21 protein-coding genes are annotated in these 24,997 nt (G+C 31.0%); 10 read left to right on the top strand and 11 right to left on the bottom strand.

Going from position 1 to position 24,997, the window contains the following annotated elements:
• Positions 1–5: 5 nt before the first annotated feature.
• Both BMX53_RS16010 and BMX53_RS16005 read right to left on the bottom strand, forming a co-directional pair.
• A complete protein-coding gene (locus BMX53_RS16010) occupies positions 6–3,341 on the bottom strand; it encodes a hypothetical protein (RefSeq protein WP_074747582.1) in 3,336 nt (1,111 codons plus the stop codon).
• 3 nt (positions 3,342–3,344) lie between these two features.
• Positions 3,345–4,934 carry a T9SS type A sorting domain-containing protein gene (locus BMX53_RS16005; RefSeq protein ID WP_074747579.1) on the bottom strand — a complete coding sequence of 530 codons (1,590 nt, stop codon included), beginning with the start codon at positions 4,932–4,934 and terminating at the stop codon, positions 3,345–3,347.
• Positions 4,935–5,702: 768 nt separating this feature from the next.
• Here BMX53_RS16005 and BMX53_RS16000 point away from each other — a divergent pair.
• Both BMX53_RS16000 and chrA read left to right on the top strand, forming a co-directional pair.
• Complete coding sequence (locus BMX53_RS16000) at positions 5,703–6,500, top strand: helix-turn-helix domain-containing protein (RefSeq protein ID WP_038988164.1); 798 nt, start codon at positions 5,703–5,705, stop codon at positions 6,498–6,500.
• A gap of 87 nt (positions 6,501–6,587) precedes the next feature.
• The gene (gene chrA / locus BMX53_RS15995) at positions 6,588–7,715 is read left to right on the top strand and encodes a chromate efflux transporter (RefSeq protein WP_074747577.1); all 1,128 of its coding nucleotides are present in this window, start codon (positions 6,588–6,590) and stop codon (positions 7,713–7,715) included.
• Positions 7,716–8,022: 307 nt separating this feature from the next.
• Here chrA and BMX53_RS15990 read toward each other — a convergent pair whose 3' ends face one another.
• Positions 8,023–8,445 (bottom strand): hypothetical protein, encoded by a 423-nt coding sequence (locus tag BMX53_RS15990; protein ID WP_074747574.1) that lies wholly within the window; start codon positions 8,443–8,445, stop codon positions 8,023–8,025.
• Positions 8,446–8,850: 405 nt separating this feature from the next.
• On the opposite strand from BMX53_RS15990, the gene BMX53_RS15985 reads away from it, so the two are divergent.
• From BMX53_RS15985 to BMX53_RS15960, 6 genes are all read left to right on the top strand, one after another.
• Positions 8,851–9,309, top strand: coding sequence for a hypothetical protein (locus BMX53_RS15985; RefSeq protein WP_074747571.1), 459 nt, complete (start codon positions 8,851–8,853; stop codon positions 9,307–9,309).
• 463 nt (positions 9,310–9,772) lie between these two features.
• Positions 9,773–10,021 (top strand): hypothetical protein, encoded by a 249-nt coding sequence (locus BMX53_RS15980; protein ID WP_074747569.1) that lies wholly within the window; start codon positions 9,773–9,775, stop codon positions 10,019–10,021.
• A 169-nt stretch (positions 10,022–10,190) separates the two neighbouring features.
• Positions 10,191–12,197: a tetratricopeptide repeat-containing sensor histidine kinase gene (locus BMX53_RS15975; protein ID WP_083394430.1), complete on the top strand. Its 2,007-nt coding sequence runs from the start codon at positions 10,191–10,193 to the stop codon at positions 12,195–12,197.
• A gap of 50 nt (positions 12,198–12,247) precedes the next feature.
• Positions 12,248–12,874 carry a response regulator gene (locus BMX53_RS15970; RefSeq protein ID WP_074747563.1) on the top strand — a complete coding sequence of 209 codons (627 nt, stop codon included), beginning with the start codon at positions 12,248–12,250 and terminating at the stop codon, positions 12,872–12,874.
• A gap of 536 nt (positions 12,875–13,410) precedes the next feature.
• Entirely contained in the window at positions 13,411–14,226 is an 816-nt protein-coding gene (locus tag BMX53_RS15965; RefSeq protein ID WP_038987571.1) for a M12 family metallopeptidase, read from the top strand.
• A gap of 80 nt (positions 14,227–14,306) precedes the next feature.
• On the top strand, positions 14,307–15,212 hold the full coding sequence (locus BMX53_RS15960; RefSeq protein ID WP_083394429.1) for an omptin family outer membrane protease: 906 nt from the start codon (positions 14,307–14,309) through the stop codon (positions 15,210–15,212).
• Positions 15,213–15,627: 415 nt separating this feature from the next.
• Here BMX53_RS15960 and BMX53_RS15955 read toward each other — a convergent pair whose 3' ends face one another.
• Complete coding sequence (locus BMX53_RS15955; RefSeq protein WP_074747558.1) at positions 15,628–16,500, bottom strand: helix-turn-helix domain-containing protein; 873 nt, start codon at positions 16,498–16,500, stop codon at positions 15,628–15,630.
• Between the two features lie 240 nt (positions 16,501–16,740).
• Here BMX53_RS15955 and BMX53_RS15950 point away from each other — a divergent pair, with 240 nt between their 5' ends.
• Positions 16,741–17,196 carry an META domain-containing protein gene (locus BMX53_RS15950; protein WP_143061439.1) on the top strand — a complete coding sequence of 152 codons (456 nt, stop codon included), beginning with the start codon at positions 16,741–16,743 and terminating at the stop codon, positions 17,194–17,196.
• 235 nt (positions 17,197–17,431) lie between these two features.
• Entirely contained in the window at positions 17,432–17,791 is a 360-nt protein-coding gene (locus BMX53_RS15945; RefSeq protein WP_074747553.1) for an adenylyltransferase/cytidyltransferase family protein, read from the top strand.
• Between the two features lie 326 nt (positions 17,792–18,117).
• Here BMX53_RS15945 and BMX53_RS15940 read toward each other — a convergent pair whose 3' ends face one another.
• From BMX53_RS15940 to BMX53_RS15910, 7 genes are all read right to left on the bottom strand, one after another.
• Positions 18,118–18,597 carry a PglD-related sugar-binding protein gene (locus BMX53_RS15940; RefSeq protein WP_074747550.1) on the bottom strand — a complete coding sequence of 160 codons (480 nt, stop codon included), beginning with the start codon at positions 18,595–18,597 and terminating at the stop codon, positions 18,118–18,120.
• 301 nt (positions 18,598–18,898) lie between these two features.
• Positions 18,899–19,855: an MraY family glycosyltransferase gene (locus BMX53_RS15935; protein WP_074747548.1), complete on the bottom strand. Its 957-nt coding sequence runs from the start codon at positions 19,853–19,855 to the stop codon at positions 18,899–18,901.
• A 123-nt stretch (positions 19,856–19,978) separates the two neighbouring features.
• On the bottom strand, positions 19,979–20,896 hold the full coding sequence (locus BMX53_RS15930; RefSeq protein ID WP_074747545.1) for an NAD-dependent epimerase/dehydratase family protein: 918 nt from the start codon (positions 20,894–20,896) through the stop codon (positions 19,979–19,981).
• Positions 20,889–22,019, bottom strand: a complete 1,131-nt coding sequence (locus BMX53_RS15925; RefSeq protein WP_083394428.1) for a glycosyltransferase family 4 protein — start codon at positions 22,017–22,019, stop codon at positions 20,889–20,891. The genes BMX53_RS15930 and BMX53_RS15925 overlap by 8 nt, the downstream gene beginning before the upstream one ends.
• 6 nt (positions 22,020–22,025) lie before the next feature.
• A complete protein-coding gene (locus BMX53_RS15920; RefSeq protein WP_074747540.1) occupies positions 22,026–23,102 on the bottom strand; it encodes a glycosyltransferase in 1,077 nt (358 codons plus the stop codon).
• Between the two features lie 6 nt (positions 23,103–23,108).
• A complete protein-coding gene (locus tag BMX53_RS15915; protein ID WP_074747537.1) occupies positions 23,109–23,855 on the bottom strand; it encodes a DUF2334 domain-containing protein in 747 nt (248 codons plus the stop codon).
• Positions 23,856–23,858: 3 nt separating this feature from the next.
• Positions 23,859–24,989: an ATP-grasp domain-containing protein gene (locus BMX53_RS15910; protein ID WP_074747534.1), complete on the bottom strand. Its 1,131-nt coding sequence runs from the start codon at positions 24,987–24,989 to the stop codon at positions 23,859–23,861.
• Positions 24,990–24,997 lie beyond the last annotated feature (8 nt).

Below are 24,997 nucleotides of genomic sequence, written 5' to 3'. Positions count from 1 at the left end.
TAGCTTTAGTTGTTTTTATACTTGTATTCATATTTACTTAAAATATTACCTTCTTTATCCTTAATAAATTCCAGGCGATTTGCTTTGTCATATTCGTAAACGATATAGACTCCTTTTGGATCTGTAATTTTGGTAACTCCTACAAGTGGTTTATGCTCATAAGTTGTAATTAGTGCTTCTTTTAAAGACATATTAGTTCTTAGGTTATTTATCTGAGTAAGTTTAGTCTCATCTATTGTTTGAAGATTTGCTACAGATATTCCCAAAGCACTTGCTACCTCTTCTTTAGAAGCATTATCTATCTTTGCTATTAACAAGCTTTTATTATATCCATAGAGTAACGTTTGTTTTAATCCATTTTCATTTTTAAACTCTATTATATTTTTGTAATCAGTATCATATGTTAATGTGTTTTTGTTTATTAGACTACCATCTTTTCCATAAGTTATTATTTCTTTTGGATTTACCTGATTATTAAAGTTTAATACTTTTTTAGATGATAAAACATCATTTTTATACTCTCTTTCCTCTAATGGAATTCCTACAATATTTCGATCAATCAAGAATGTATTATTACTATCTAACGCATAATTATATTCTATTTTTGATTTATTAATACCATTAGAAAAAATAAATTCTTTACTTGATAAGTTTTGATTTTTATAGATAAAATTTGATGTTTGGGTCATAAATAAACTACCTAATTCATTATACTCATTAGTTGTAACGGAAGAAATATTATTATACACCATAGAATTAAAATAACTAGTAACAGAAAAAGGATCTAAATCAAACTTAAGCTCAAAACCATCTCCATCTGAAGCAAAATAGTGTCGTCTTATCACATAAGACATTTTTTTACTACCTGAATTAAAAGACTGATATTTATTCTTTACCTCTTTTACTTTTAAGTATATCTTAGGCTCTTTTATTTTATAATAATTTTCTGACATAAGTAAATATCTCTCCTGTCTAGTAGAGCTCATAGGTACGTTGGGTAAATCTAAATCTATTTCTGCTCTAGCTGCTTCATCTACATTAATATTATATACATTTTCTTTAAGACCTATATTTTCAGTTTCTTCAGTAATAACCTCATAATAAACTTGATTTCCTCTATTCATAAAATCGTTAAGTATGCTATTATCTTGTAATACATATCGGTAACGATCTCTTTTAGGCTCTAACATAGTATACAGGCTAAACATCTTATTACTGCCATAAGCTTCTTTTGCAATACAAATAGGATAAGTTTGTGTTTTTGATAGATATTTTCTATTCCATCGTGTAATTATAGAGCTATCTCCACTTTCTATTTTATTAAGGGAGTTATAATAATTTTTTTTACTTTCTTGCTTTTCTCCTTTTTCATTATAGTTTTCTATAAAAGAAACACGAGATCCTCCAGCCAAAACAACATCTTTGAATGTTTTATACTCTTCACGATGACCATAATTATATGTAAAATTAGCAGCTACATCATTTAATCTAGTTAAGGCACCAAATGTCAGTTTATACTTTCTACCAGGTACTACAGTAATTGCACAATGTTGTCCCCCAGTAGTACAAGACGCTTTAGTTTGATATATAGTTTCTTGGGTCATGTCTCTTGATACACTAAAAATAGTGCTACTTGTAGTTAAATCCTGAACAGATACTTGTATTCTATCATGAAAATCTTTTCCTCCATGACCTGCACCTGGATTACATCTATCATAGTCAACACTTCCACTACCTGTTAACTCAAGATAATTAGTTCCATTTAAAGGTATTTCTATAATAATTTCTTTTATTTCATCTCTTGGACGTGATGCACAATTTGTTCTTAAACTAATACTTCCCCCCAAAGAAACATTTACTTTTCTTACCTCACTTCCATAATGTGGTTCATAACTAATTTTAGTAATACCTTTAGTTGGATATTCTATTTCAATTAAATTACCTACACCTGAATAATTCTTGTCATATTCGAAATCTGAAGTTAAATACTGTTTCCCTCCTGCTTTATTTACTATAGCCTCAAAATTATCTAAATTTAAATATTGCATTGCAGGATAAGGACTTGTATTTAAATAAGCATATTTAGGATAACCATCTTTATCTTGTTCAAAAGAAAATCGACTTGGTAAGGAATTAATCCTATCATATTTAAATTTGTAAGTCGATAAAGCCATATTATCTATTATTGTTGTTAAGAAATATCTTTTCTCAATGGTATTTAAATTTAACCTATACCATGTAGCCATTCTGTAATCAATTGCTCTATCAGTTTGATCGTAATTTAGACTTAAATCTTTAACAACTATATTTTTGAAATTATATGCCTTAATACCCGTTAATAATTTACCTGAACCAGTAATAATATCTTCTCTAATTTTGTTATATTCAAAGATGACACTACCAACGTTACTGTTTATTTTTTTTAATCTCTTACTCTTTAATGATAAATTATAAACCTCTCTTATATCTGTCATCTCCCATCCTTTATCCAGTCCTCCAATAGTATTAGGGTCTGTACTACATGCTACAGAATATATAAGTGAATTAGATACTGATGAATTATAATCCAAATTATTCTCTTCATATTCTAGATTTATAACCTGATTACTTCTTGATGTTATCTTTTTTAAAAACCAAGCACTTTCATACACTGTTTGTCTTAAAGATTGTTTTAATGCCTTATTCTTTGATTCTTCTATAAATTGTTCTGATCCTCCAAATACATATTTATTTCCTAAATTATCTATAATTTCAAATTCTAGGAATGTACCAACTCCTAGATTCACCCATTTTGCAGATATCTTTATATTATCTTTACCATTATAGGTTACCTTTAAATTTCTATCAATAAAAAATTCTCCACTTATTCCATTAGAAATATTAAAACTAAACCAATCAGCCTCTGTGTCGTATTTAGAATTATCTTGACTACTATCCTTAAACTTTTTCCATTCTTCAGGATCTTTACTGTGTATTTTACTAAGATTAGGTGAATACTGATCATATTTCTCATCAGCTTTTCCCCTTAACACCCTAGAAATAACACCTCCTGCATTTAAATTCCATGACATACCCACACTACCTCCAATATCATTTACTTTAACACCACTTACATAATCTAAACTAATAGGTAATGTAATGTCTTGCAGTTGATAGTCGTAAATAGGAACTTGATAAGAGAACTGACCAGTAGGAGAACTTTTTAGATCTTCAATTGTACTTTGTTTAAACACCTCACTACTAGGTGGGTATATATCTGGTACATTCCATTGTTGCGCCAAAACTATATTTAAACTTAAAACACTAAATATAACTACTAACAAATAACCATATTTTCTCATACTTTACTCTTTTACAACATTAACACCACCTTCAATTGCATCTGTCTTTACAGATATAATGTAGGTCCCTTTTGGGTAACCACTTAAATTAAGTGGTTCTGTTTGATTTTTGATTGTTTTGTGATACAACATTCTACCTGTTATATCATAAAGCTTTAAAATACCTGCTTTATATTCTATTGGAATAATCACATTAGTATAAGTAACAACAGGATTAGGAAAGGCTTCTATCTTGAGTTTTTCTTTGCTCTTTTCCTTATTTATTTCTTCTGTATTCTCTTGTTTATCAGAAGCTTTACCTTTTACTTTAACAAGCCAAAAGTCATTGAGTCCTCTTTGACTACTTTTTTCTCTATCAGGTTTTGAATCTGAGGTTCCTGCAAATACATAAGCACCATCTCTAGTCTCTATTAGTTTAGACAGCACATTCTCTCCTTTACCAGAAATACTCTTCTCCCAGATAACATCACCTTCTTGATTTAGAAGTGTTCCTAAAAAGTTTACCTTAGTTCCCTGCCTAGTCTTCTCTAGTGTTGTTCCTCCAAGTAAGATTGTACCATTGTCTTTAACCTGACCGCTACTTATAAAATTGCGAGCACCATAACCATAGGAAAGCTCTTGTTTGGCTTCTCCTTGGCTATCTATATCTATCGACCAGTAATCTACCTCTGATTGCAATCCGCTATTTTTAGCTTTCCCTACACCTGAATCTGATATTCCATAAAGTCTATAACTGCCTTCTGAGACTTCTTGTAGTTGCTTTAACTGATCATTGCCTTCTGCCCCATAAGACTTTTGCCAAAGTTCATTTCCATTATCACTAATCTTAATCACCCAGTAGTCATTATTACCAAATGCTTCACTTGTCTTGTTTCCACTAATACCAGAGTTGCTATATCCTCCAATTAAAAAACCTTTATCACTTGTCTGTATTACATCTGAGGCGATATCGTCATACTCTCCTCCAAAACTCCTCTGCCACTTGATAGTTCCTTCTGAGTTTATTCTAACAACCCAGATATCTTCACCTCCGTAATAAGAGACAGACTTATTTCCTCCAGTTGAAGAATTGCTACTTATAAGAAGTAAGTAATCTCCACCAACAATCGGAAGTACTTTAACTAAATCTTCTTTTTCTACTGATCCAAAGCTCTTTTGCCATAAAACATTACGGGCTGCATCTAGCTTTATAATCCAAGCATCGCTGTGACCAATTAACTCCTCTGTTTTATATAAATCTTTTGTGCTACTTGAAGTTATCCCTAAAATAAAACCTCCGTCTTTAAAAGTATGAGCAATACTTTTTAAATAATTATCTCCATTGCCTCCAATGCGAAGATCCCATTCTTTCTTGCCTTTAGAATTCATTTTCCAAAGCCAAGCGTCATAATTGCTACTGCGATCTTTACTCAAGTCACCTCCTTTATAAGACTGGGTTGCTCCTGCAAGTAAAAAACCATTATCAGCTGTAGGAATCATATCAAGTAGATATTCTGAGTTGTTTCCTCCTAAGGTCTGTTCCCATAATATCTTTTGGGAATAACTATTAAGTGATATACCTAAAAGAATAATACAGAGTAGTTGTTTTTTCATACGTATCTTTAAAATATTAATTTTATGCTAAAATTAATATAAAATTAACTTTAAATTACATTAATACAAAAATATAATTAAAAACATATTTTTATAATTATTACAATAAGTATAAGACATTTAATGATTTTAAAAAGCATCTTATTGACTATTTTAATAAAAAAACACAATTATTGATTACTGTCAAGAATAAACAGTACTATAATACTATAGATAAAAAACACAATTAATTCAGATGGATGTGAAAATCTAACAAGAAGAGGGGTAGAAGCAAAAATTTAGAATAGTTTAGAGGCGTCAGAAATATTGATTTCTTCCTATACAGATTAGCTAAACTTTATGCGTAAACACAACTTTTGAGACTGATCCATAGTTTTGTTTTGGGTGCACTTTTTAAAAAAACAGGACCCCCACTAAAAAATAAAAACTTATAACTCATTGTGAGTCATAGGTTTTTCTTGATTTTCAATAACTTTTTGAAAAGTTATCATTTATAATTTCGCAGATATACTATGTTTTGCATATCTATACTTTTTGTCTTAACCTAAAACTACAGGTATTTTTGTACAATTCGAGAGTCATATTTACCTCTATCTTTCGCCTTATTCCATTTATTAACTTAACTAGTTACACGACAAGACTTTTTTGTTTATTTTAAAAAATTTTGAAATTTTTTTTGACACGTATTTAGGTGCAAAAAAACTTTAGTTTTACACTTCATAACCAGATTATAATTAATTTTATCTTTACTCTTTTAAATAAATTACGTTGAATAATTCTATTGTCATAAAAAATAAAATTGAGGTAACAGCTCTAATAAAAGTTTCCTCTTTCAAACAAGAAATTCGCAAGACTAATCCCCACAAACACAATAATTACATAGAGATCATCTATTTCAGCCAAGCAAATGGAATACACGGTATTGATAATACACTATTTCCAATAACCCCTGCTACTGTTTTTTTGATTCATCAAGAACAAGTACACTATTGGGACATTACAAGTAAACCAAAAGGATTTGTACTTATCCTAAAAAAAGAATTCATACAAAATTCATTAGATTATCAATTAAAAGAACTTTTATCTCAGTTAAGCGAGTTTAGTTGTTTAAATTTAAACAATACCAAAAGTGTTGACACTATATTTAATCTCTTACTAAAAGAAAAGAATCTTATGGCAATAGAAGGTTTATTAAAAGCATTATTGGTAAATATAATAATTGAGTCAACTCCTAAGCCAATCTTATCAAATAAAAGTGATACACTCAACCTGTTTCAAGATCTTTTAAAACAAGTTGATAACCTTCATAATAACGTTAGTTATTATGCTCAGAAACTTAAGACATCTCCACAAAATTTAAATGCTATTTGTCGTAAAACACTAAAACAGTCAGCCTCAGAGATAATAGCTAAGCATATTATTGATGAAGCAAAAAGACAATTGTTATACTCCCAAAATAGAATTAGTGAAATTGCCTATTATCTAAACTTTAATGACTCTTCATACTTTATAAAATACTTTAAACGTTTTACAGGTTTAACCCCTAAAGAATTTCGTAAGAAATAAAGTGCCATTCTTTTTTCAAATTCACCTTATTTTAAATTTAAATTTTATCAGATTTGCTAATTATAAAAACTAGAATAAGGAGTTAATATGCCAGAGAAAGTACATTTAAAAGAACTAGCAAAAGTTTTTTCCAAACTTGGTATTATTGGTTTTGGAGGTCCTGCTGCTCATATTGCAATGATGCGAGAAGAAGTAGTTGTAAAAAAACAATGGATGGATGAACAACACTTTTTAGATCTACTCGGTGCTACAAATCTGATTCCTGGTCCTAACAGCACTGAAATGGCTATTCATATTGGATATGATAAAGCTGGTTGGAAAGGTCTAATAATTGCTGGACTATGTTTTATTCTTCCTGCTATTTTCATAACAGGTATACTAGCATATTTTTATAAAACTTATGGGCAATTACCACAAGTACAACCTTTTATTTACGGTATTAAACCTGCTATTATAGCCGTTATTATTGGGGCTATCTTTCCACTAGCTAAAAAGTCTATTAAATCTCTATTCTTAGCCCTTTTAGGACTTATAGTCTTTATAGCTTCTTTAATAGGTATTAATGAAATCATCTTAATGTTTGGTGCTGGATTACTTGCTTATCTTTTGTTTTATTTCAATACTAAAAGCCATAATACTATACAAAGTATCATGCCTTTGACATTCTTAACTTTCTTTCAAGATACGTGTTTCACTACTACAAATATGCACTTATTTTGGGTTTTTCTTAAGATAGGCTCTATACTTTACGGTAGTGGATATGTATTATTTGCCTTTTTAGACTCAGAACTAGTAAATACAGGTATACTGTCAAAACAACAACTCATTGATGCTATTGCAGTAGGGCAATTTACACCAGGACCTGTGTTCTCTTCAGTTACCTTTATCGGTTTTCAGATCAATGGAATATTAGGTGCGCTTATATCAACGCTAGCTATTTTTTTACCATCCTTTATTTTGGTGGCTTTGTTAAAACCTTTGATAAAAAAACTGCGTAACTCAAAAGGGCTATCTGTGTTTTTAGATGCAGTAAATATTGCCTCAGTTGCGTTAATTCTAGCTGTATGTTTTACTATGAGTAAAGACACATTAACCAATTGGCAAACCCTTTTTATAGCCTTTATCAGTAGTATAATAGTATTTAAATTTAAAAAGATAAATAGTGCCTTTATTGTCTTAGGAGGAGCTTTATTAGGATATATGTTGACTTTATAAACTACTTTGAATTCTCTTTTTACAAAAAATTTAATATTTGTTAAAAGTACTATTCAAACTTATTCCCTTATCTATTAGTTATAGTTTATTTTAAAAGACTCACTTACTTAGTAATTAAAGATTGCTAATTTAATGCTAGACTTTCACAATATGTTGATTATATTAATCTATTTGCTTTGTGATTTTCTAGATAAAATACATACCCTTAATCTGTTAAGCTTTTTATTGTTTCAAAAACAAACTAACTATCTTAATTATGTAAAAAATACAATACAAAAAAATACTATTCTCATTTTAATTTTTTTGATTAATAATTTGAAAGTAAACGATACTTACTCCTTCCCTGTCTAATACTATCCTGAATTCTACCATATTCGATATTCCCTAACACACTAAACTTAATTTTTATTGTTTGAAACGTTTCGTGAATATTAATCTTCTCAAGACTAATTATTTGTAGAGTATCATTCTCAAAACGATAAACAAAAGGCTCTAAACCTTTTATTGCAAATAAAGAATCTTCTCTTTTTCTAAGTTCGTTTGGGTCCTTTGTTAAAACTGTAAATTGTTTATCATAAGTAACTCCCCAATTTAAAGTATTGATATATATATTCTCTCCATTTGTCGAGGTGAATACTCTACTTCTAAAATCTCCATCTGAATTTATATCCACACACCCTATAAATAGCAGTAAAAAAAGGTAAACTAAACCTCTATGTTTTTGTTCCATGATTATATTATCTTTTCTATCAATTAAAAACAATCTCCCCTTACCTATTCTCCATCAAATATAGTTGAATATGTTTCTATTATTTTATTTTTTTAGCACAAAACAATCACATAGTAGCCTTACGAGTTCTATATAGTTATATTTCTTTAACTTATCAAAAACACCTTTATTAACTCCGAGCCAACACTTGCATTTATTATAACTTCGCTATTTGAATTTAATCAAAATAAGCATAGTTTTGCTTTCAATACAGTCTCTTTATTATAGGAGAAGGATTACGCTTAATTGTCAATTTTATTCTTTCTCTCTATTTATTTTAAAACAAGAAATAACAAATAACACTGTATAGCCTAACTTTAAAACGAATTAAACATCATGACATTAAACCTATTTAAAATCCGCCCCATGCTACTTTGCCTTATTTATATATTAACTATCTCTTGTAGCAGTAGCGATGATTGTTCAAATAAAGCTAACTCAGTTCCACCTTATCAAACAGTAGGAATTAAAATTATCGATCCAAATAACAAAGAGATACAATTAGACAGTAAACTAATAAAGATGGTCTCTTTTGATAAAAATGAAATAATAGATAAAGCTTCTACCTTCTTTTCAGGTTTTACCATTAGCACTATAAACCCTATTACTTCTAATAAAATTGAATTAGAATACAACAATCAAAAATTCTTAGAACTCAATTACGACAAACAAAAGACAAGAGTTGATTGTCACTCAGATCACTATTACATACAAAGTACTAAACTAAATATTCTGACAGAGGACTACATATTAGAACAACAAATTATAGACAATACTAATATTACCTATATAATAAGACGTGTTAATCTAGAACCCAACAAATAGTGATTCTTTTTTTAGCATTAGTCTATTACTAGAGTAAAACAAGATATTAGATTTAAAGCGTTTTAAACGCTTCTTTTTATCTAGGACAACAACTAGCCTATTTCTAGCTTAAAAGTCTTGTAATAGGCTTTATTGTCTTTAAAAGACACCTCTTGTCTGCTTTTTTTAAAAGCAATAAAAGCGGCACTAGACTTTAGCCCCCTATTTATAAAATTTTAACTTTTTAGGTAGCTCAGCTACCGCATACTTGTTATCTGATACCCTAAGTTTATAATTAATATAAATAGCTTTCACCTTTGTTATAGTAGACTGATACAGTATTATTTAACTATCCATAACTTATTAGATAATCACAACCTAATCTCTATTAATATTAACTATTAAAGACAACTACTTTACAGGTATAGACTAAGCTTATTAAAAGTAAATCAACTATTTATTAATTATAAAACAATTACTTATTATGAAAAAAATCTATTTTATCGCAGCATTCCTAAGCTTATCAGCACTTGCCATTTCGTGTTCGAATGATGATAACTTTAAAGATGAAGTACAGAAAAACAAACAAAATCAAGGTGAACTGATGTTTATTCCAGACAATCAGACTAACAACACCTCAGATGACACCCCACTAGAGAGAGGAGACGAAGATCTAGATAAAGATAAAAGAAAAGGACCTTTTGTAGACAAAGGAAAAGGTAAAGGAAAATAATTAAGGTTAAACTCAGACTCAACATTAGACCAATTAACTCGCAGTTTTGGGCTAATGGGGAATCTGAGTTAATAATAAGTCCCCACATATTAATACCTTATTAGTTAGTATAAGGCGCTTCAAAATTGAATCGCTTTATTTTTTTTACTTTTGTTTAAAAGGGTTATTTATGTGTGTTAGGCTACTATTTTTAGTAATATTTTTATCTTTTGTTTCGTGTTTTAAACCAGAACCTATAAAACCAAGAAACGCCAATTACTTCTTAAATTATTTACATACCGACAATAAAGAAATCTATTTAGATAGCATCTCTAATTTAATAAAACTAGAGCCAAATGACTCTTTAACTAGGGAATTATACTTTAACCTAGCCTCTTGTTATGAAGAACTAGGCCTTTATAGAAAATTTAAAAACAACCTAGAGCAAATACAGCGATTAGCTAGTCTAAAAAAAGATACTAAGCACATGGCTAAGACCTACTGGTTTTTAGGAGATCATAACGAGGCTAGACAGATCTTAGACAGCGCTTACTACTACTATTTAAAAGCAGAGAAACTATACGCCTTAGAAAAAGACAGTATTCTCTGGGCTAAAATGCTCTCTTATAAAGCAGGAGTACTCTATAATACAGGCATCTACACAGAGGCCGAGACTTCTACTGCTAGGGCTTTACAGATATTGTCAAAACAAAAACAAACCCGACTTTACTACGAGGTTAACCTTCAGATGGCTCTTGTTTTAAAAGAGCTAAAAGAATATGACGCTGCCCTTCAGTATTACGCCAAGATTCCCGAACTACTAGATCTATTAGAACAGCAAGGTTACTCTAAAGATCTTTTACAGCGCTCCCAGCTATCCTACTATAATAATCTAGGGAGTTATTACCAGTCTATCTTAGACTATAGCAAGGCACAAGAATACTTTGAAAAAGGATTACAAAACAGGGATATCGATAGTTTCCCTAAGTTAAAAGCAATGCTTTTAAACAACTATGCCTATAATCAAATGCTAGCCAAAAAGGATCCTAAAACAATTGACTCCTTACTTACCCTATCTCTTGAGATACGCCATGAGATTAACCACAAACAAGGAATAACAGCTAGCCTTATGCGCAGTGCTCAGTTTAGCCTTCTCAAACAAGATACCCTTCAGGCAATCTATATCATGACTGGGGTATATAAAAATGCTTTGGAAGATCAAAACGGTTATGAACTGATAAAGAGCTTAAAGTTTTTAGCAGAAAACGATATCAAAAACAAACAAGCCTATACAGAACTCTATTTCACAAAGCAAGACAGTCTGCAGACTATCGATAGACAAACTAGAAACAAATTTGCCAGAATCGCATACGAGACTAGCGAAATATCAAAACAGAACGACCACCTAAATCAGAGAAACTCCCATCTTATTAGTATTATCTTATTAGTGGCGCTACTGTCTTTTATTTTATTTGTTGTCTTTAGCCTTCAGATGAAAAACAAGAAGCTACTTTATAAACAAAAAGATCAACAGGCCATACAACAGATTCAAACCCTGCTTTTACAGCAACAGAGAATCGCTAATAAAACCAAGATAAAAGAGCGCAAAATAATAGCCAAGAACCTTCACGATTCTATTATCAACAGAGTCTTTACCCTGCGTATTAATCTAGAGCAACTCCCAAGTCAGGCCAAAGAAGAAAAAGAAAAGCTAATCGAGCAGCTAAAACAGATTGAAACACAAACAAGAGCGCTCTCACATGATATGCACAAGACCTTATTTTGCCCAGAACAGGACTTTGGACAAATTCTAGAGGATATTGTAAAGGCTCAAAAGAACTCGTTCCAGACCGCTTTTAACTGCTCTATTGACAAGCTTATCTATTGGGATCTGTACTCGCTTTACCAAAAGGCGCAGCTTTATCTAATACTTCAAGAGCTGCTTCAAAATGTAAATAAACACGCCAAAGCCACTACATGTCTTGTTCTATTTATACTTAAGGACAATCATATACAGCTAAGAGTGCATGATAATGGTATAGGTATAGATCCTAAAAAAGTAAAGAAAGGGCTAGGCTTTAAAAACATTACCCACAGACTAAAAACACTAAATGGAACCCTGACTATATCAAGTGAGCATAACACAACTACGGTAAGTGTAAAAATCCCATACTTGCCAAAAGAAAAACAAAGCTAATTACAGCTTTACCTCAAAAACAATACAAAACCTAATAAAACCCCATTCTTATGAGAATATTACTAGCCGATGATCACCTAATGACCCTAGAGGGCTATATCTCTATTTTAAATAACGAAGCCAATACCTATTTAAAAGCCCAGTCTTGTAAGGAACTATATAAGCAGATACTACAACTTGACTATCTAGACCTAGCCATAATAGACCACGATATGCCAGGATACGAAAAAGAAAACCTTCACTCTGGTCTTGACTGCTCTTTGCTGATTAAAGAAAAGTTCCCTTTTTGTAAGATCATCCTTATCACCGCTCACGAGCAGGCACTAATTCTCTATAGCATCTATCAAAAAAGAAGTATAGACGCCCTGGTGGTAAAGTCAGACTTTACCTCAGAGATCTTACATCATCTTACCACCACTAGCCTACCTACACCCTATTACAGCCCCATAGCTAAAGAGGCTATAAAAAAGGTAATTGCCAAAAACACACTCTTAGATTCTAAAAACAGAGAAATCCTTATGTACCTATCTCATGGATATAAGATTTCCCAACTAGAAGCTTTTGTCTTTCTAAGTCCTAGTGCTATCCAAAAGAGAATTAGCAAGATGCTCCACGAGTTTACAGCCTCTGATTACCAAGAGCTAATTCAGATGGTCAAGCAATACCAAATGCTATAACAAAAAACAAACTGTCCCCACTTTTTGTCCCCTTCCCTTTATCCTTTCTAGCTAAAGAGTAACCATACGTATTTTAATACCTTACTTCCCTATCCACTTCATATGCTCACTAGATAAAAGTAAAAGCCCCCATCAAAGAGCTATCTTACTTTTAATCCCAACTTCTATACTTGTGTTATACTGGTATTTTATAATAACTCTCTTAGCTATCTTTTAGTTCTAAGCATTAATTTTTATAAAGCATTGTATTAGTAACAGCAGTTGAAAAACCAAGTAAACTTATCAGGGCTATTCTACTTTTATTATCACTATTTTAAGATTTTATTAACAATCTAAATACCCGCACTTCCCTTAAAGTTAATTCTCAAGCTTCGATTTTTGATATACACTCTGAATTGCTAAATTTATTTAACATTTAGAAAAAACAAGAAAATACATCAACAATTCTTACAATTAAGTATCGAATAAAAGTATTTGAACACTAAACCTTAAATGTGCTAAATCTTAAAATAATTTAATAACCAAAATTAATCATTATGAAATTACACAAAAAGATTCTACTTGGATCACTTCTTTGCACGGCATTAGTATCTTGCTCTAATGACAAAGACACTTCTAGCTCAAACAACTTACAATCTCTAGCTGCTTTAAAGTCAGTACCACTAGCGGACATTCCTAAGGGCTTTGACGGCACACAAATGTGTAAAGACGTATACGCACCAGGCACTGACCCAAGAGGGGCAGTTATCAGAAGTACTAAATGGCCTAACGGTAGCGTAATTACAGTAGGTTTATACGGAGGAAGTACTAAAGTGCGTAACAAAGTAATGCAATACGCTAAAGAGTGGTCTAATCACGCTAATATTACCTTTAATTTTGTAACTACAGGTACACCACAGATCCGTGTTACATTTACTCAAGGAGCTGGATCATACTCTTATTTAGGTACTCAGGCCCTTAACATCCCTTCTAATGAAGAGACGATGAACTTCGGTTGGTTTAACGACAATACTAGTGATGCAGAATTCAGCAGAACAGTTATTCACGAGTTTGGACACGCTCTTGGTATGATACATGAGCACCAACACCCTCTTACTTCTATTCCATGGGATAAGAACAAGGTGTATACCTATTATGCAGGATATCCTAACTATTGGAGTAAAAGTGATGTAGACAATAACCTATTTGCTAAATACTCTACTACTCAGACCCAGTATAGCGCATACGACACACAGTCTATTATGCATTACAGCGTGAGTAGTGATTTGACAACTAACGGATTTAGCGTAGGAAACAATACTGTTTTATCTGCTACTGACAAACAGTTTATTGCCTCAGTATATCCATTTTAATTAAAAGTCATAAAATTTAATTCAATTATTTAGTGTCTACCTTGCTATAAGTAAGGTAGGCATTACTTATTTATATCCCTATGCACAGATACTATCTTCTTCTTAGCCTTTACTTTATTAGCCTTGTTGTACATGCGCAAAACCCAAAACAAAGCCCTTATATTATCCCTTACACCGCTTGGGATACAGAAGAGCTTAGCTGGGATATTGCAGGCAATGAAAGCGGAAAGTTCCCTAACCTATTATCAGAACTTAAATGGAAAGATCTTAGCGGACCTAAACTAGGGATCATCTCAGGTATACCCATTACACCTAAACTTCAGCTTAAGCTTGAGCTTAGCTATAAAACCATTATATCAGGTAAAGTAAATGACTCAGACTACGCCGGAGATAATAAAGCAGTTAAGACCGCAGAGTTTAACCTTCAAGCAGACAAAGGCCATAGTATAAAGACTAGCCTTGAGCTATCTTATCTGCTGCTAAATCGTCAAGACTTTACCCTTAACATACACGCAGGATACCTTGGTTACTATAAGACCCTTTATATGTTAGACAGTGACACTCCTTTAAATAAGGACAAGAAGCTAAATAGCACCTATAAGCCAAGATACCATGGCGTAATCTATGGCCTACAGACTAGCTATACCATCCACCCTTGGCAAGCTACTTTAGACATCAGCGGCATACACATCCCCTCTTACTTAGCTAACGCCAACTGGAACCTAAGAGAAGAACTACAGCATCCTATTAGCTTTACCCATAAGTCTAAAGCTAGTGGCTATAACCTAGATCTACGCCTTGGGTATCACATAAGCAAAAACTTGCAACCTTTTATCTCCGCTAATTACACCCAACTAGACGCTTCTAAAGGCACAGATAAACTATATAAGATAAATGGAAATACCCATACCACTCAGTTAAACAGAGTACATAGCAGTAGCTTTCATATAGGCGTGGGCATCAAGATACTTTTGTCTTGTTTTTAAACTTTAACTCTTAAAAACACACAATACATTTTTAACCCAATATCACTAGTATCTTTAAATAAAGATATATACTAAAAAAAGTATCCTTAACTAAATAAAGACACTTTTTGAAGGCTTAAATCTGTACTATTTTAAATCCTACAGCAATGGATTAATCTAAAAAATATATTTGTTGTTTGTTGTCTAATTCTAATTTAAAAAAGTCACCTACTTCTTTAAAGCATTAAGCCTAGTATAGTCAAATATCAAAATAATATTTACGTCCCCACGTTACTACCTATAGCATAGTGACTTTTTATAAAAATTAATCTGTAATAATTCTAAAGCTTCTTTCTTATGTCGCAAACATATAAATCAAAACATAAACATATACTATATAATCACGAATAAATCATACAATATCACATCATTAAAACTAATATTTAAAACTATTTTTAAAATTAACTGGAGTCATTCCTGTTTTTTTCTTGAAGAAAACCGTTAAGTGATTGGGTTCTTTAAACCCTAAAAAGTTTGCTATTTCATTAATGGTCACATTCTTATACAGCAAACATCTTTTTATTTCCATAATTATACGTTCACAAATCCAATCATAAGGCGTTGTATTTTCAACTTTCTTAAAAGCGTATTGAATTGTTCTAACACTTGTATTTAACTCTAAGGCATAATCCTTTACACAAATACTTTTATCTAATCTCTTATTTACTAAAGCTTTAAAACTTGAGACTAAATATCTCTCATTTAAAATATTAAGTTTTGCTAATTCAGTTTGATCTATACTGTCCTCTAGCAGTAATAACACGTTAAATAAATAATTATTAAGTACTTGTTGCTTTTTCTTATACTCCTTCTTGTCTAGTTCTCTTTTGATAAGATCAAACAAAAGGGCTAATTCATTAAAGTGCTTCTCTACATTTAAAACAGCTAATTCTGATGATAAACTAAAAAGGCTAGTGGTATAAAAGAACTGAAAGTGAAGCTCGTCTATACAGAAAAAATCTTCGGTGAATATTAAAACTTTTGAATCATAGTCTATTGGTTTGTGAAACTGTCCTATTTGATTCTTAGAAACAATTAAAGCTTGCTTCTGCTTAATATCTAAAACATTAAAATCAACACTATACTTTCCCTGTCCATTTAGTACTAACTCAATACAGAAAAAACTTAATTTATGAGCATCAAATAGAGTCTGTTTTCTTTCTTGTATTAAATCACTCAAATCCCTACAATTAATATATAGACCACTGTTTTGTCTATGATGAAACTGTTCTATAATTAGTTTATCCACGTACTTTCTATTATATAATTTATCAAATTCTACCGCCCTAAAATAAGCTATCTTTTTTTTAATTATACATCTGTTTTTAAAAATTTAATGAATCAAAATAGCACGTTTATCATATGTAAGAAAAATTCGCATTTATACATTGTTTGAGTATTGTTATTTTTTTGTCTTTGCATCAAAGTTTGACAATGTCTTTTTTTATAAATAGAGCCTTGTCTATCAATTAATATCAAAAAAAACAAAATGAAGAAAATCACTTTAATAATTGCCCTAGCAATTATAACAGTATCGTGTAACACTAAAAAAGAAGTTGTAACAAATAATGAGCAAGTAGAAGCTCAAGTATCTTCTATGGCTTTATCAGAAACTGTTTGGAACCTACAAGAATTAAATGGTCAAGCAGTTAGTTTAGATAAGAATTTCCCTAAACAACCAAACTTAATATTCACTCGAAAAAATGATATTAGTGGTAATCTAGGATGCAATAACTTTAGTTCTAATTATCAACTTAAAGACAATACTATTACAATTAAGCAAATTGCATCAACACAAATGGCTTGTCCAAATCTTGCTATAGAACAAAAATTCATAGAAGTACTTGAACAAACAAAGCACGTTGAAATAGAAAAAGATATTCTATTATTAAAAAATAAAGACCAAGAGATTATCGCTAAACTTAAAGCAGAACAAGATCTTTAGTTTTATAAAACTAGCTCAATACAGTAAACTAAAAAGACGAACTAATAAAAATAGTTCGTCTTTTTTATTTATAACTAAATGCAGCAAATCCTGTTTTTATTAAAATGGATATACTTTTATACAAAATCAGGTAAGGGAATATTCATTCCTACCTCCCTTCCTTCCTTTCTTCCTCTTGTTAAAGCATAAAAAAAACAATAGCTTTGTAATATCATTAAAAAACACACCTAACGAAATGAAAATAGGAATTACCTTCAGCCCATTTGATCACCTACACGCAGGATATATCAAAATGCTAGAAGAAGCTAAGTCACAATGTGATTACCTAATTGTAGGATTACAGACTAATCCACATACAGATAAAGATTATAAAGGTCTTGCTTCTCAAACGCTAGTTGAGCGCTATATTCAGCTTAAAGGGTGTAAATATGTAGATGAGATAGTTCCTTATACCACAGAGCAAGATCTAGAAGACATCATGCGTTCTTATAAAATAGACGTACGTATCATAGGTGAAGAGTATAAAGGAAAAAACTTTACAGCTAAGAACTTCTGTATAGAGAAAGGAATAGAGATATACTATAACAAACGATAATTAGGAGGGCCGAACGTAAAGAAAATGTCCTGTGGACATTTTTAGTGATGGAGCCAGGAGGCGTGCGAGGGTTTTAGAGGGAACAGATAACAGGCTATATAAATAGAGACTGAAAACTGACAAATCAATTAGTGCAGATTATTATCCATAACAATAATCAACAAGCTATCATCCTGACGATAGGAAGGATTTCATCCTATATACCAACCAATACAAGACTAAGTATTAGCAACACAAATTATATTATAAGACAAAGGCCAAAGATTGCTTATCAATCTTTGGCTTTTTTATATTTATTTACTGTTTTATCAATTGGTTCCCCTTCCCTAAAACACCTCACTCTTCCACACCACCTGTCCAGGTTTCAATGTCTGCCCTTCAGTAATACGAGCAAAGCCCGCTACATAAGCAGCAGGATAAGTACATACATAATCTTCTACTATTGCATCGTGATCTACTGTTACATTCGCATTGATAATACAGTGTTTCCCTATTTTAGCATCTGCTTGTATTACAGCATTCGCTAATACTACTGTACCTTCACCAATCTCTGCAGATGGAGCCACATAAGCAGTAGGATGTATAACCGTAGCAAACCTATGCTTTACTTCACCCACTATACGTTTACGTATCTCATTATTTCCAATTCCTACAATTAACTCTGCCTCTCTCTCATAATTCTCATTATAAGGATTAGAAGCATCATCGAAGTACGCTACACTATTATCATTGTCTAACTGGTAAATCGTATCTTCTACTACCTTACCATGACCACCTTTACCGTATATTAATACTTTATTACTCATCTTTACACTTTTGTTCTTACGAAGTGAGGGTTAAATAAACTTTCTAAACACATTCTCTCTTGCGAAGCGATTTTCTGGCCTAAGCTAGTTAACGAGTGTCAAATACTTGTAGATTTTAAAAACTAGACAGTGTTTGAGCGTCAGCGACTTTGGCTAGTTTAAAAATCAAAAGTCAATTTGACTGTTGACTAGGTTGAGCCTTGACCTTTTTGGTTTCATTTTTGGGTCAAGCCAAAAAGGAAAAAAACAAAAAACAATCCTTTTTTTCTAAACTGTAAAAAGACTCTCTACTTTTCTTTTACTAAAAAACATATCTTTCTATTACCTTCTTCTTAACAACCAAATACACTACACTCATTACTACTAATACACCAACAGCAAAAGCAACCTGTGTACACATTTCCTGAGAAGTCATAAGTATAGCTGCATAACCTATAATAAACTGTAAAACTCCATATCCAAAAGAAACATAAAGTTTATTTACTTTTGCCTCGTTCGCTAAATATTGATATAAGTGAGTACGATGTGCTTGAAAAATATTCTCTTTATTCAATGCACGACGAACAATTGTCCATACAGCATCTATACCATATACAGTTAAGAATAAAATATAACTAAAATTACCTGTTGTTATAATTAATTGTCCTAATAAGAACACAACAATAAATGCCATACTTACACTACCTACATCTCCAGCAAAAGCCTTAGCCTTTGTTCTAAAGTTAAAGAATGCAAATACCACAGCACCTAATAAAGCAAACAAAATCAAATCCATAGCCACAAAGTCTACTGATTGATTAACTAAAGCTAATAGAGCTAATATCACAATACTATACCATGCTGTAATCCCATTTATCCCATCCATAAAGTTATAAGCATTGATCGTTCCAATTACTCCGATTAAAGCTGGTACTATCCACAACCAAGATAACTCAAACAAATTCCATTGATAGAACATTAGCAACACAGACCCCAGATGCACCAATAAACGTATCTTATTTGATAACGTAAAGATATCATCTAAAAAGCTAATTAAGGTAATAGCTGTCAATCCTATAATGAAATAAGGATACTCAAATCCAGAGTAAATAAAGTATGCCAACGCTCCAAAGTAGAACACTACTCCTCCCCCTCTTAAAGTGACTTGAGTATGCGAGCTACGCTCATTTGGTTTATCTATGATATTGTACTTATCTGCTATCTTAAAGTACACTAACTCTGCAATAAATAATACTGCTAATACTATACTGTATTCCATTTTTTTCTTTTTTAATCGTAATGATGTTATCAACGTGATGCGTTATGATCGTGAATCGCTTCGCTCGTAATGCGTCGTCACACTTGACGCTTTTCATTCTTCACGTCTAACGGCCTTCACCCATTACGCTTTTCGTCCTTCACAAAATGAAGTAATCGTCCTTACCAACCCTTCTTCTGCACTCACAGGCAATTTATCTATACCTAATGTCTCTTTCACTTTATCATTAGAAACTACATAATTCTCCGTCAATTTCTTTAATCGTTCAGAGTTCAGAGGTAATTTTATCTTATCACCAATAAAAGCAATACTATTCATAAAACCTTTAGAGATATGCCAAAGCTTAGGTTTCTTATTAGACACCTTAGCTATTAGAGTTACCAATTCATTTGTTGATAAAGCTTTGTCATCAGAGAAGTTATACACTCCTGAAGACACATTAGCATTTTGCATCATTTCATTCACTAAATAACATAAGTTATCTATAGATAAAAAAGAACGATGATTATCAAAAGATGCTAAAGGCCAAGGAATTCCTTTTTCTACTACTTTATATAATAAGTTTAAATTTCCTTTATTACCCGGACCATGTATCATACAGGGACGAATAATAAACACTCTTTTTCCTTCAGGTAGAGAAGCATTTAATAGATACTGTTCTGCTTCCTTCTTTGATTGTCCATAAGGAGTATAAGGATTAGGTGTTACATCTTCTTTTAAAACTCCTTCCACTGTATCCGCTACTGCTTTTACAGAACTAAAGTAAAAGAAATCCTTTGCATCACTTTTAATAAAATGCTCAAATAATGCTATAGTCAAATCTCTATTTACATTAAAATACTCATCAGCACTAGAAGTATTAGCTGTATCATGTGCCTTACCTGCTAAATGAATAATGACTTCTGTTGTTGTAGGAAGACTACTTTGCCAATCTTCTTTACGTAAAGATAAAGTATGAACATAATGTCCTTTATTGCTTAAATAAGGCAATAAATTCTGTCCTACAAAGCCTGAAGCTCCAGTTATTACAATCTTATTCATTCAATAACTCTTTATAGATTCCCATATGAATATCAATAACAGTTTCCACATTAAACTCCTTCTCTGCTTTAATTCGGGAGTTAAAACCAAATGTTTTTCTTAAATCTTGAGATTCAAACATTTTCTCCAATGCAATCGCTAAGTCTTTACTATTTCTTGGAGCAATCTTGTACCCATTATAACCATCTTCTACACATTCTCTACATCCTACTGAATCTGTACTTATAATAGGTCTTCCCATTGCACACGCTTCAATTAATGATTTAGGGATTCCTTCTCTGTAATATGAAGGTAAAGTAACTATATCTGACATTTCAAATATTTTTGGCATATCACTCTGAAAACCCACCCATTTAACATATTCTCCATCACTCCATTCATTCAGATAATCTGCAGTTACTCCACTCTTATTTCCATCATCTGCTAATCCTGCTAAAATAAAAGACACCTTATGTTCATATTTATCCTTTAGAATATTTGTAGCCTCTTTTAATTCTTTAACTCCTTTTTCCCATAACATTCTTGTAGGAAAAAGAACTTTAATTCTTTCTTTATTTGGCAATTCGCTAAACTTATACTGCTCTAAATCGACACCTGAACCTTTAGTATAGTACACATTATTACCACTACTTAACACACCTGTATTTCTTAGATCCTCATAATCTGTAGTATTCTGAAAAATAACTGACACCTTCTTTCTATTAAATCCATACTTCATAAGTTTAAGTAGAAATTTAAAAAATAACCCTTTATTCTCTGAAGTAAAATTATAACCTAATCCAGCTATAGCATTAACAACACCTCTTATCTTTTGTTTTTTTGCTATGATTGAACCATATATAACTGGTTTAATTGTTATATGATGAACTATATCAGGTTTAATTTCATTATACAAAGAATTAAATCTAAAAAGAACTTTCAATTCTTCAATTGGATTAGTCCCTGAACGAGAAAATGGTAAATTTATAAATCTTGCGCCACATTCTTCTATCTCATTAGCTCTACCTGTATTTTCAGCAGCAACTATTACTTCATAACCATCATTTACAGCTCTTTTTATAATTCCTAATCTGTGTGAAATTACAAACCAATCAACATTACAAACTATTAATATTCTTTTCATAATTACTTAAGCTTCTTTATACACTTTTATGTAGTTACGGACTGTACTTGAAACATCAAATCTGCTAGCACGTTCTTGACATTTCTTTGCTACTTCCAAATAATACTCTTTATTTTCCTTTAATCTTAATATAGAGTCTGCTAACTGATTCTCATTACCCTTTTCAAACAAAATACCATAATCACCAACGACTTCCTTTACTCCACTAATATCACTAGCCAATGTTGGTCTACCTGTTGCCATCCCCTCAAGAGCTGCTATTCCAAACCCTTCATAATTAGAAGATAATACAACAACATCAGAATACTTCATTAACTGAGCGATATCTTTCCTATTTCCTAAGAACAAAACACGTTCTTCAAGTCCTAATTCATTTGTCAGAGCTATTAGATTGTCTTTTAAAATGCCTTCACCTACCAATACTAATTTAAAATCATTTGGTAAAGAAGCTAATGCTTTTATAACTGTTAATTGATCTTTTTCTTTTCTGAAACTTGATACCTGTATAATCTTAAAAGCATCTTTTTCAAACAAATTCAAATCTTCAAATATGGTACTCCTAAAATAGGAAACATCAATACCATTGTTAATAACAACAAATTTTTTACTATTTTTAAACAACAAATGTTTCATCAAATTATCCTTAGTAGCATCAGTAATACAAATAACTTTACTATAGCAAGAATAAATAAAACTCTCAAAAAATCTAAAAATAAATCTCCCTCTCCTTTTATTAAATGTACTATGTTCTGTAAAAACTAACTTAGCTTTGGATAAACCTAATATTTTAGCAATAGGTACCCAATAAGATGTAGGAAATAAATGAACATGTATAATTTCCCTATTCCTTAGAAAAGGAATCAACTTAAATATAAGTAGTGGATTATACAAATTATTTACATCAGATAAAAAGAAAACCTTAACTCCCTTACTTAATAATTCTTTTTCTAAGAATGAATCTACTCTTTTTAGTACAAGCACTTCAGCTTCTACTCCTTCTTTCTTATAAATTGACATTGTATCAACTAGAAGTTTTTCTGCTCCTCCAACGACTAGGGTAGGTATAATATGTAGTACATTCATAATCGTCTATTTTCTTATACTTCTAATAATTGGAATAGTAAATTTACTAACGTTATAAAGCATAAATTTGGTAATACTTGGCTTTAATAGATCTTTATTTGCTACAATATCTTTAAAATTAACAAAACTACCTTTATTGCTATGAATAAAGTTTACAAATTCTTCAATTTGGAACTTATTCATATTATTTGTATGTAAACAAATAGTCTGATAGCCAATATTGAATTTGGTAAATGGTTTTGCAAATAACTGTGGCACACATATAATATCTTCTAATTGATAAGGATATCCTCCCCATCCATCAGTTAAGGCCAAAAAATTCAACTCTTTGAGCGCCTTTAAAGTATTATCGTCAAATGAATGTGCTGGAGCCATATAATAAGGTTCCCATATATTTCTCTCAACTAATATTTGTTTTCCAATAGTTAACAATTCTAACTGTTTATTGTATGGTAGTTCACATATCTCACCATACTTATTAATTTTCATAATTCCCCCTGAACAATTATGCATAATATGGTAAGTCCCATGTTGAGCAATAGTATCACCATAATTTTTAAACTTAATAATATTATGATAAAACATTTCTTCAGTAATATTGTCAGCAATATTTAATACAGGATCTCTATTAATAGGTACAACTCCTAAAACACTCTTTATCCCATATTCTTCTAGGGCCTCCTTTATTTTGGAAAATTTATTCCAATCCATTGTTGGACATAAATCATCAAATCTCACTATATACTTCCTCATTTTTTAAAAAAATTTCAAATATTTATATATAAAAGGCTTAATATCTTTCTTATTAAAATACATAAAACAATCTGCCTTTAATATTATCTTGAAAAATTCAAAAAATTCAAACTTAGTCTCAAACAAATACTTGAAATATGCAATTTCATTAACATAGTTACACTTATTACGCAAGACTAGATTTTGTTTAGTAATATTGCCATTTACACAACTAATGAAATATATTAAAGGCAAATTTACACCTCCATTAGTTATACTGTAGGAATTAGCATCGTTTCTCAGATTAATCTCTAAAAAATAAAATTTATTTCTCACTACCATTAATTCCACACCAAATAATCCTTGATATTCTATCTTCTTAACAAAAGAACTAATTAAATTCACTAACTCCCTTTTACTATTATCTATCTCTCTAATTTCAGAATAAAATTCATAATGATTTTTATTATGCTTAAGCTTGTACATAATACCAGGTATAATAACATCACCATTATTTAAAGCAGCACCAAGTAAGTTAATTTCAATATCCTTATCAATAAATTCTTGAACTTGTACAACATCCATTCTCGTAAAAAGATCTCTTAATTCCTTAGAAATCTCTTCCTGATTACAACAGATACGAATATCGTCCTTTACACCAAATTCACTTTTTGCAGGCTTAACAATACATTTAAAACTAATATTATTCAAAATGTTTTTTTCAAAAGACTCTAATTCTTCTCGCGATACTCTCCATGATTGAGGAACAGTTATACCATGTTCATCGGCCAATGTGGTAACGAAAGTTTTATTAGTTAAATTATCAAATCCACCTAGTTTCATACTAATTTTAGGTAGTACTATGTCATGTATCAAGACGCCCCTAAATCTATCTAATTCATTAACTATCTGATCAGAACTGCAAAAAACAATAACTTTCCTGTCTACAAAGTATTCACCATTTAAAAGTTCGACAATTTCGTTAATATCACTTTTAACCCAATATTTAAAAATATACTTACTCTTACTAACAAAGCTTTTAGAATTATTACTTTTAACAATTAAATGAACTGGTAAATTTCCTTCTCCTAAACTTCTAACAAGTCCTAAAGTGTTATAGTGATCTTCTCCTATAACAAGTGCTATTTCATTCATCTATTTTA

This window comes from Myroides marinus, from assembly GCF_900109075.1.
GTDB lineage: Bacteria > Bacteroidota > Bacteroidia > Flavobacteriales > Flavobacteriaceae > Flavobacterium > Flavobacterium marinum_A.
The sequence above is the reverse complement of the archived record's forward strand: the minus strand, read 5'-3'. Positions and strand labels throughout refer to the sequence as shown.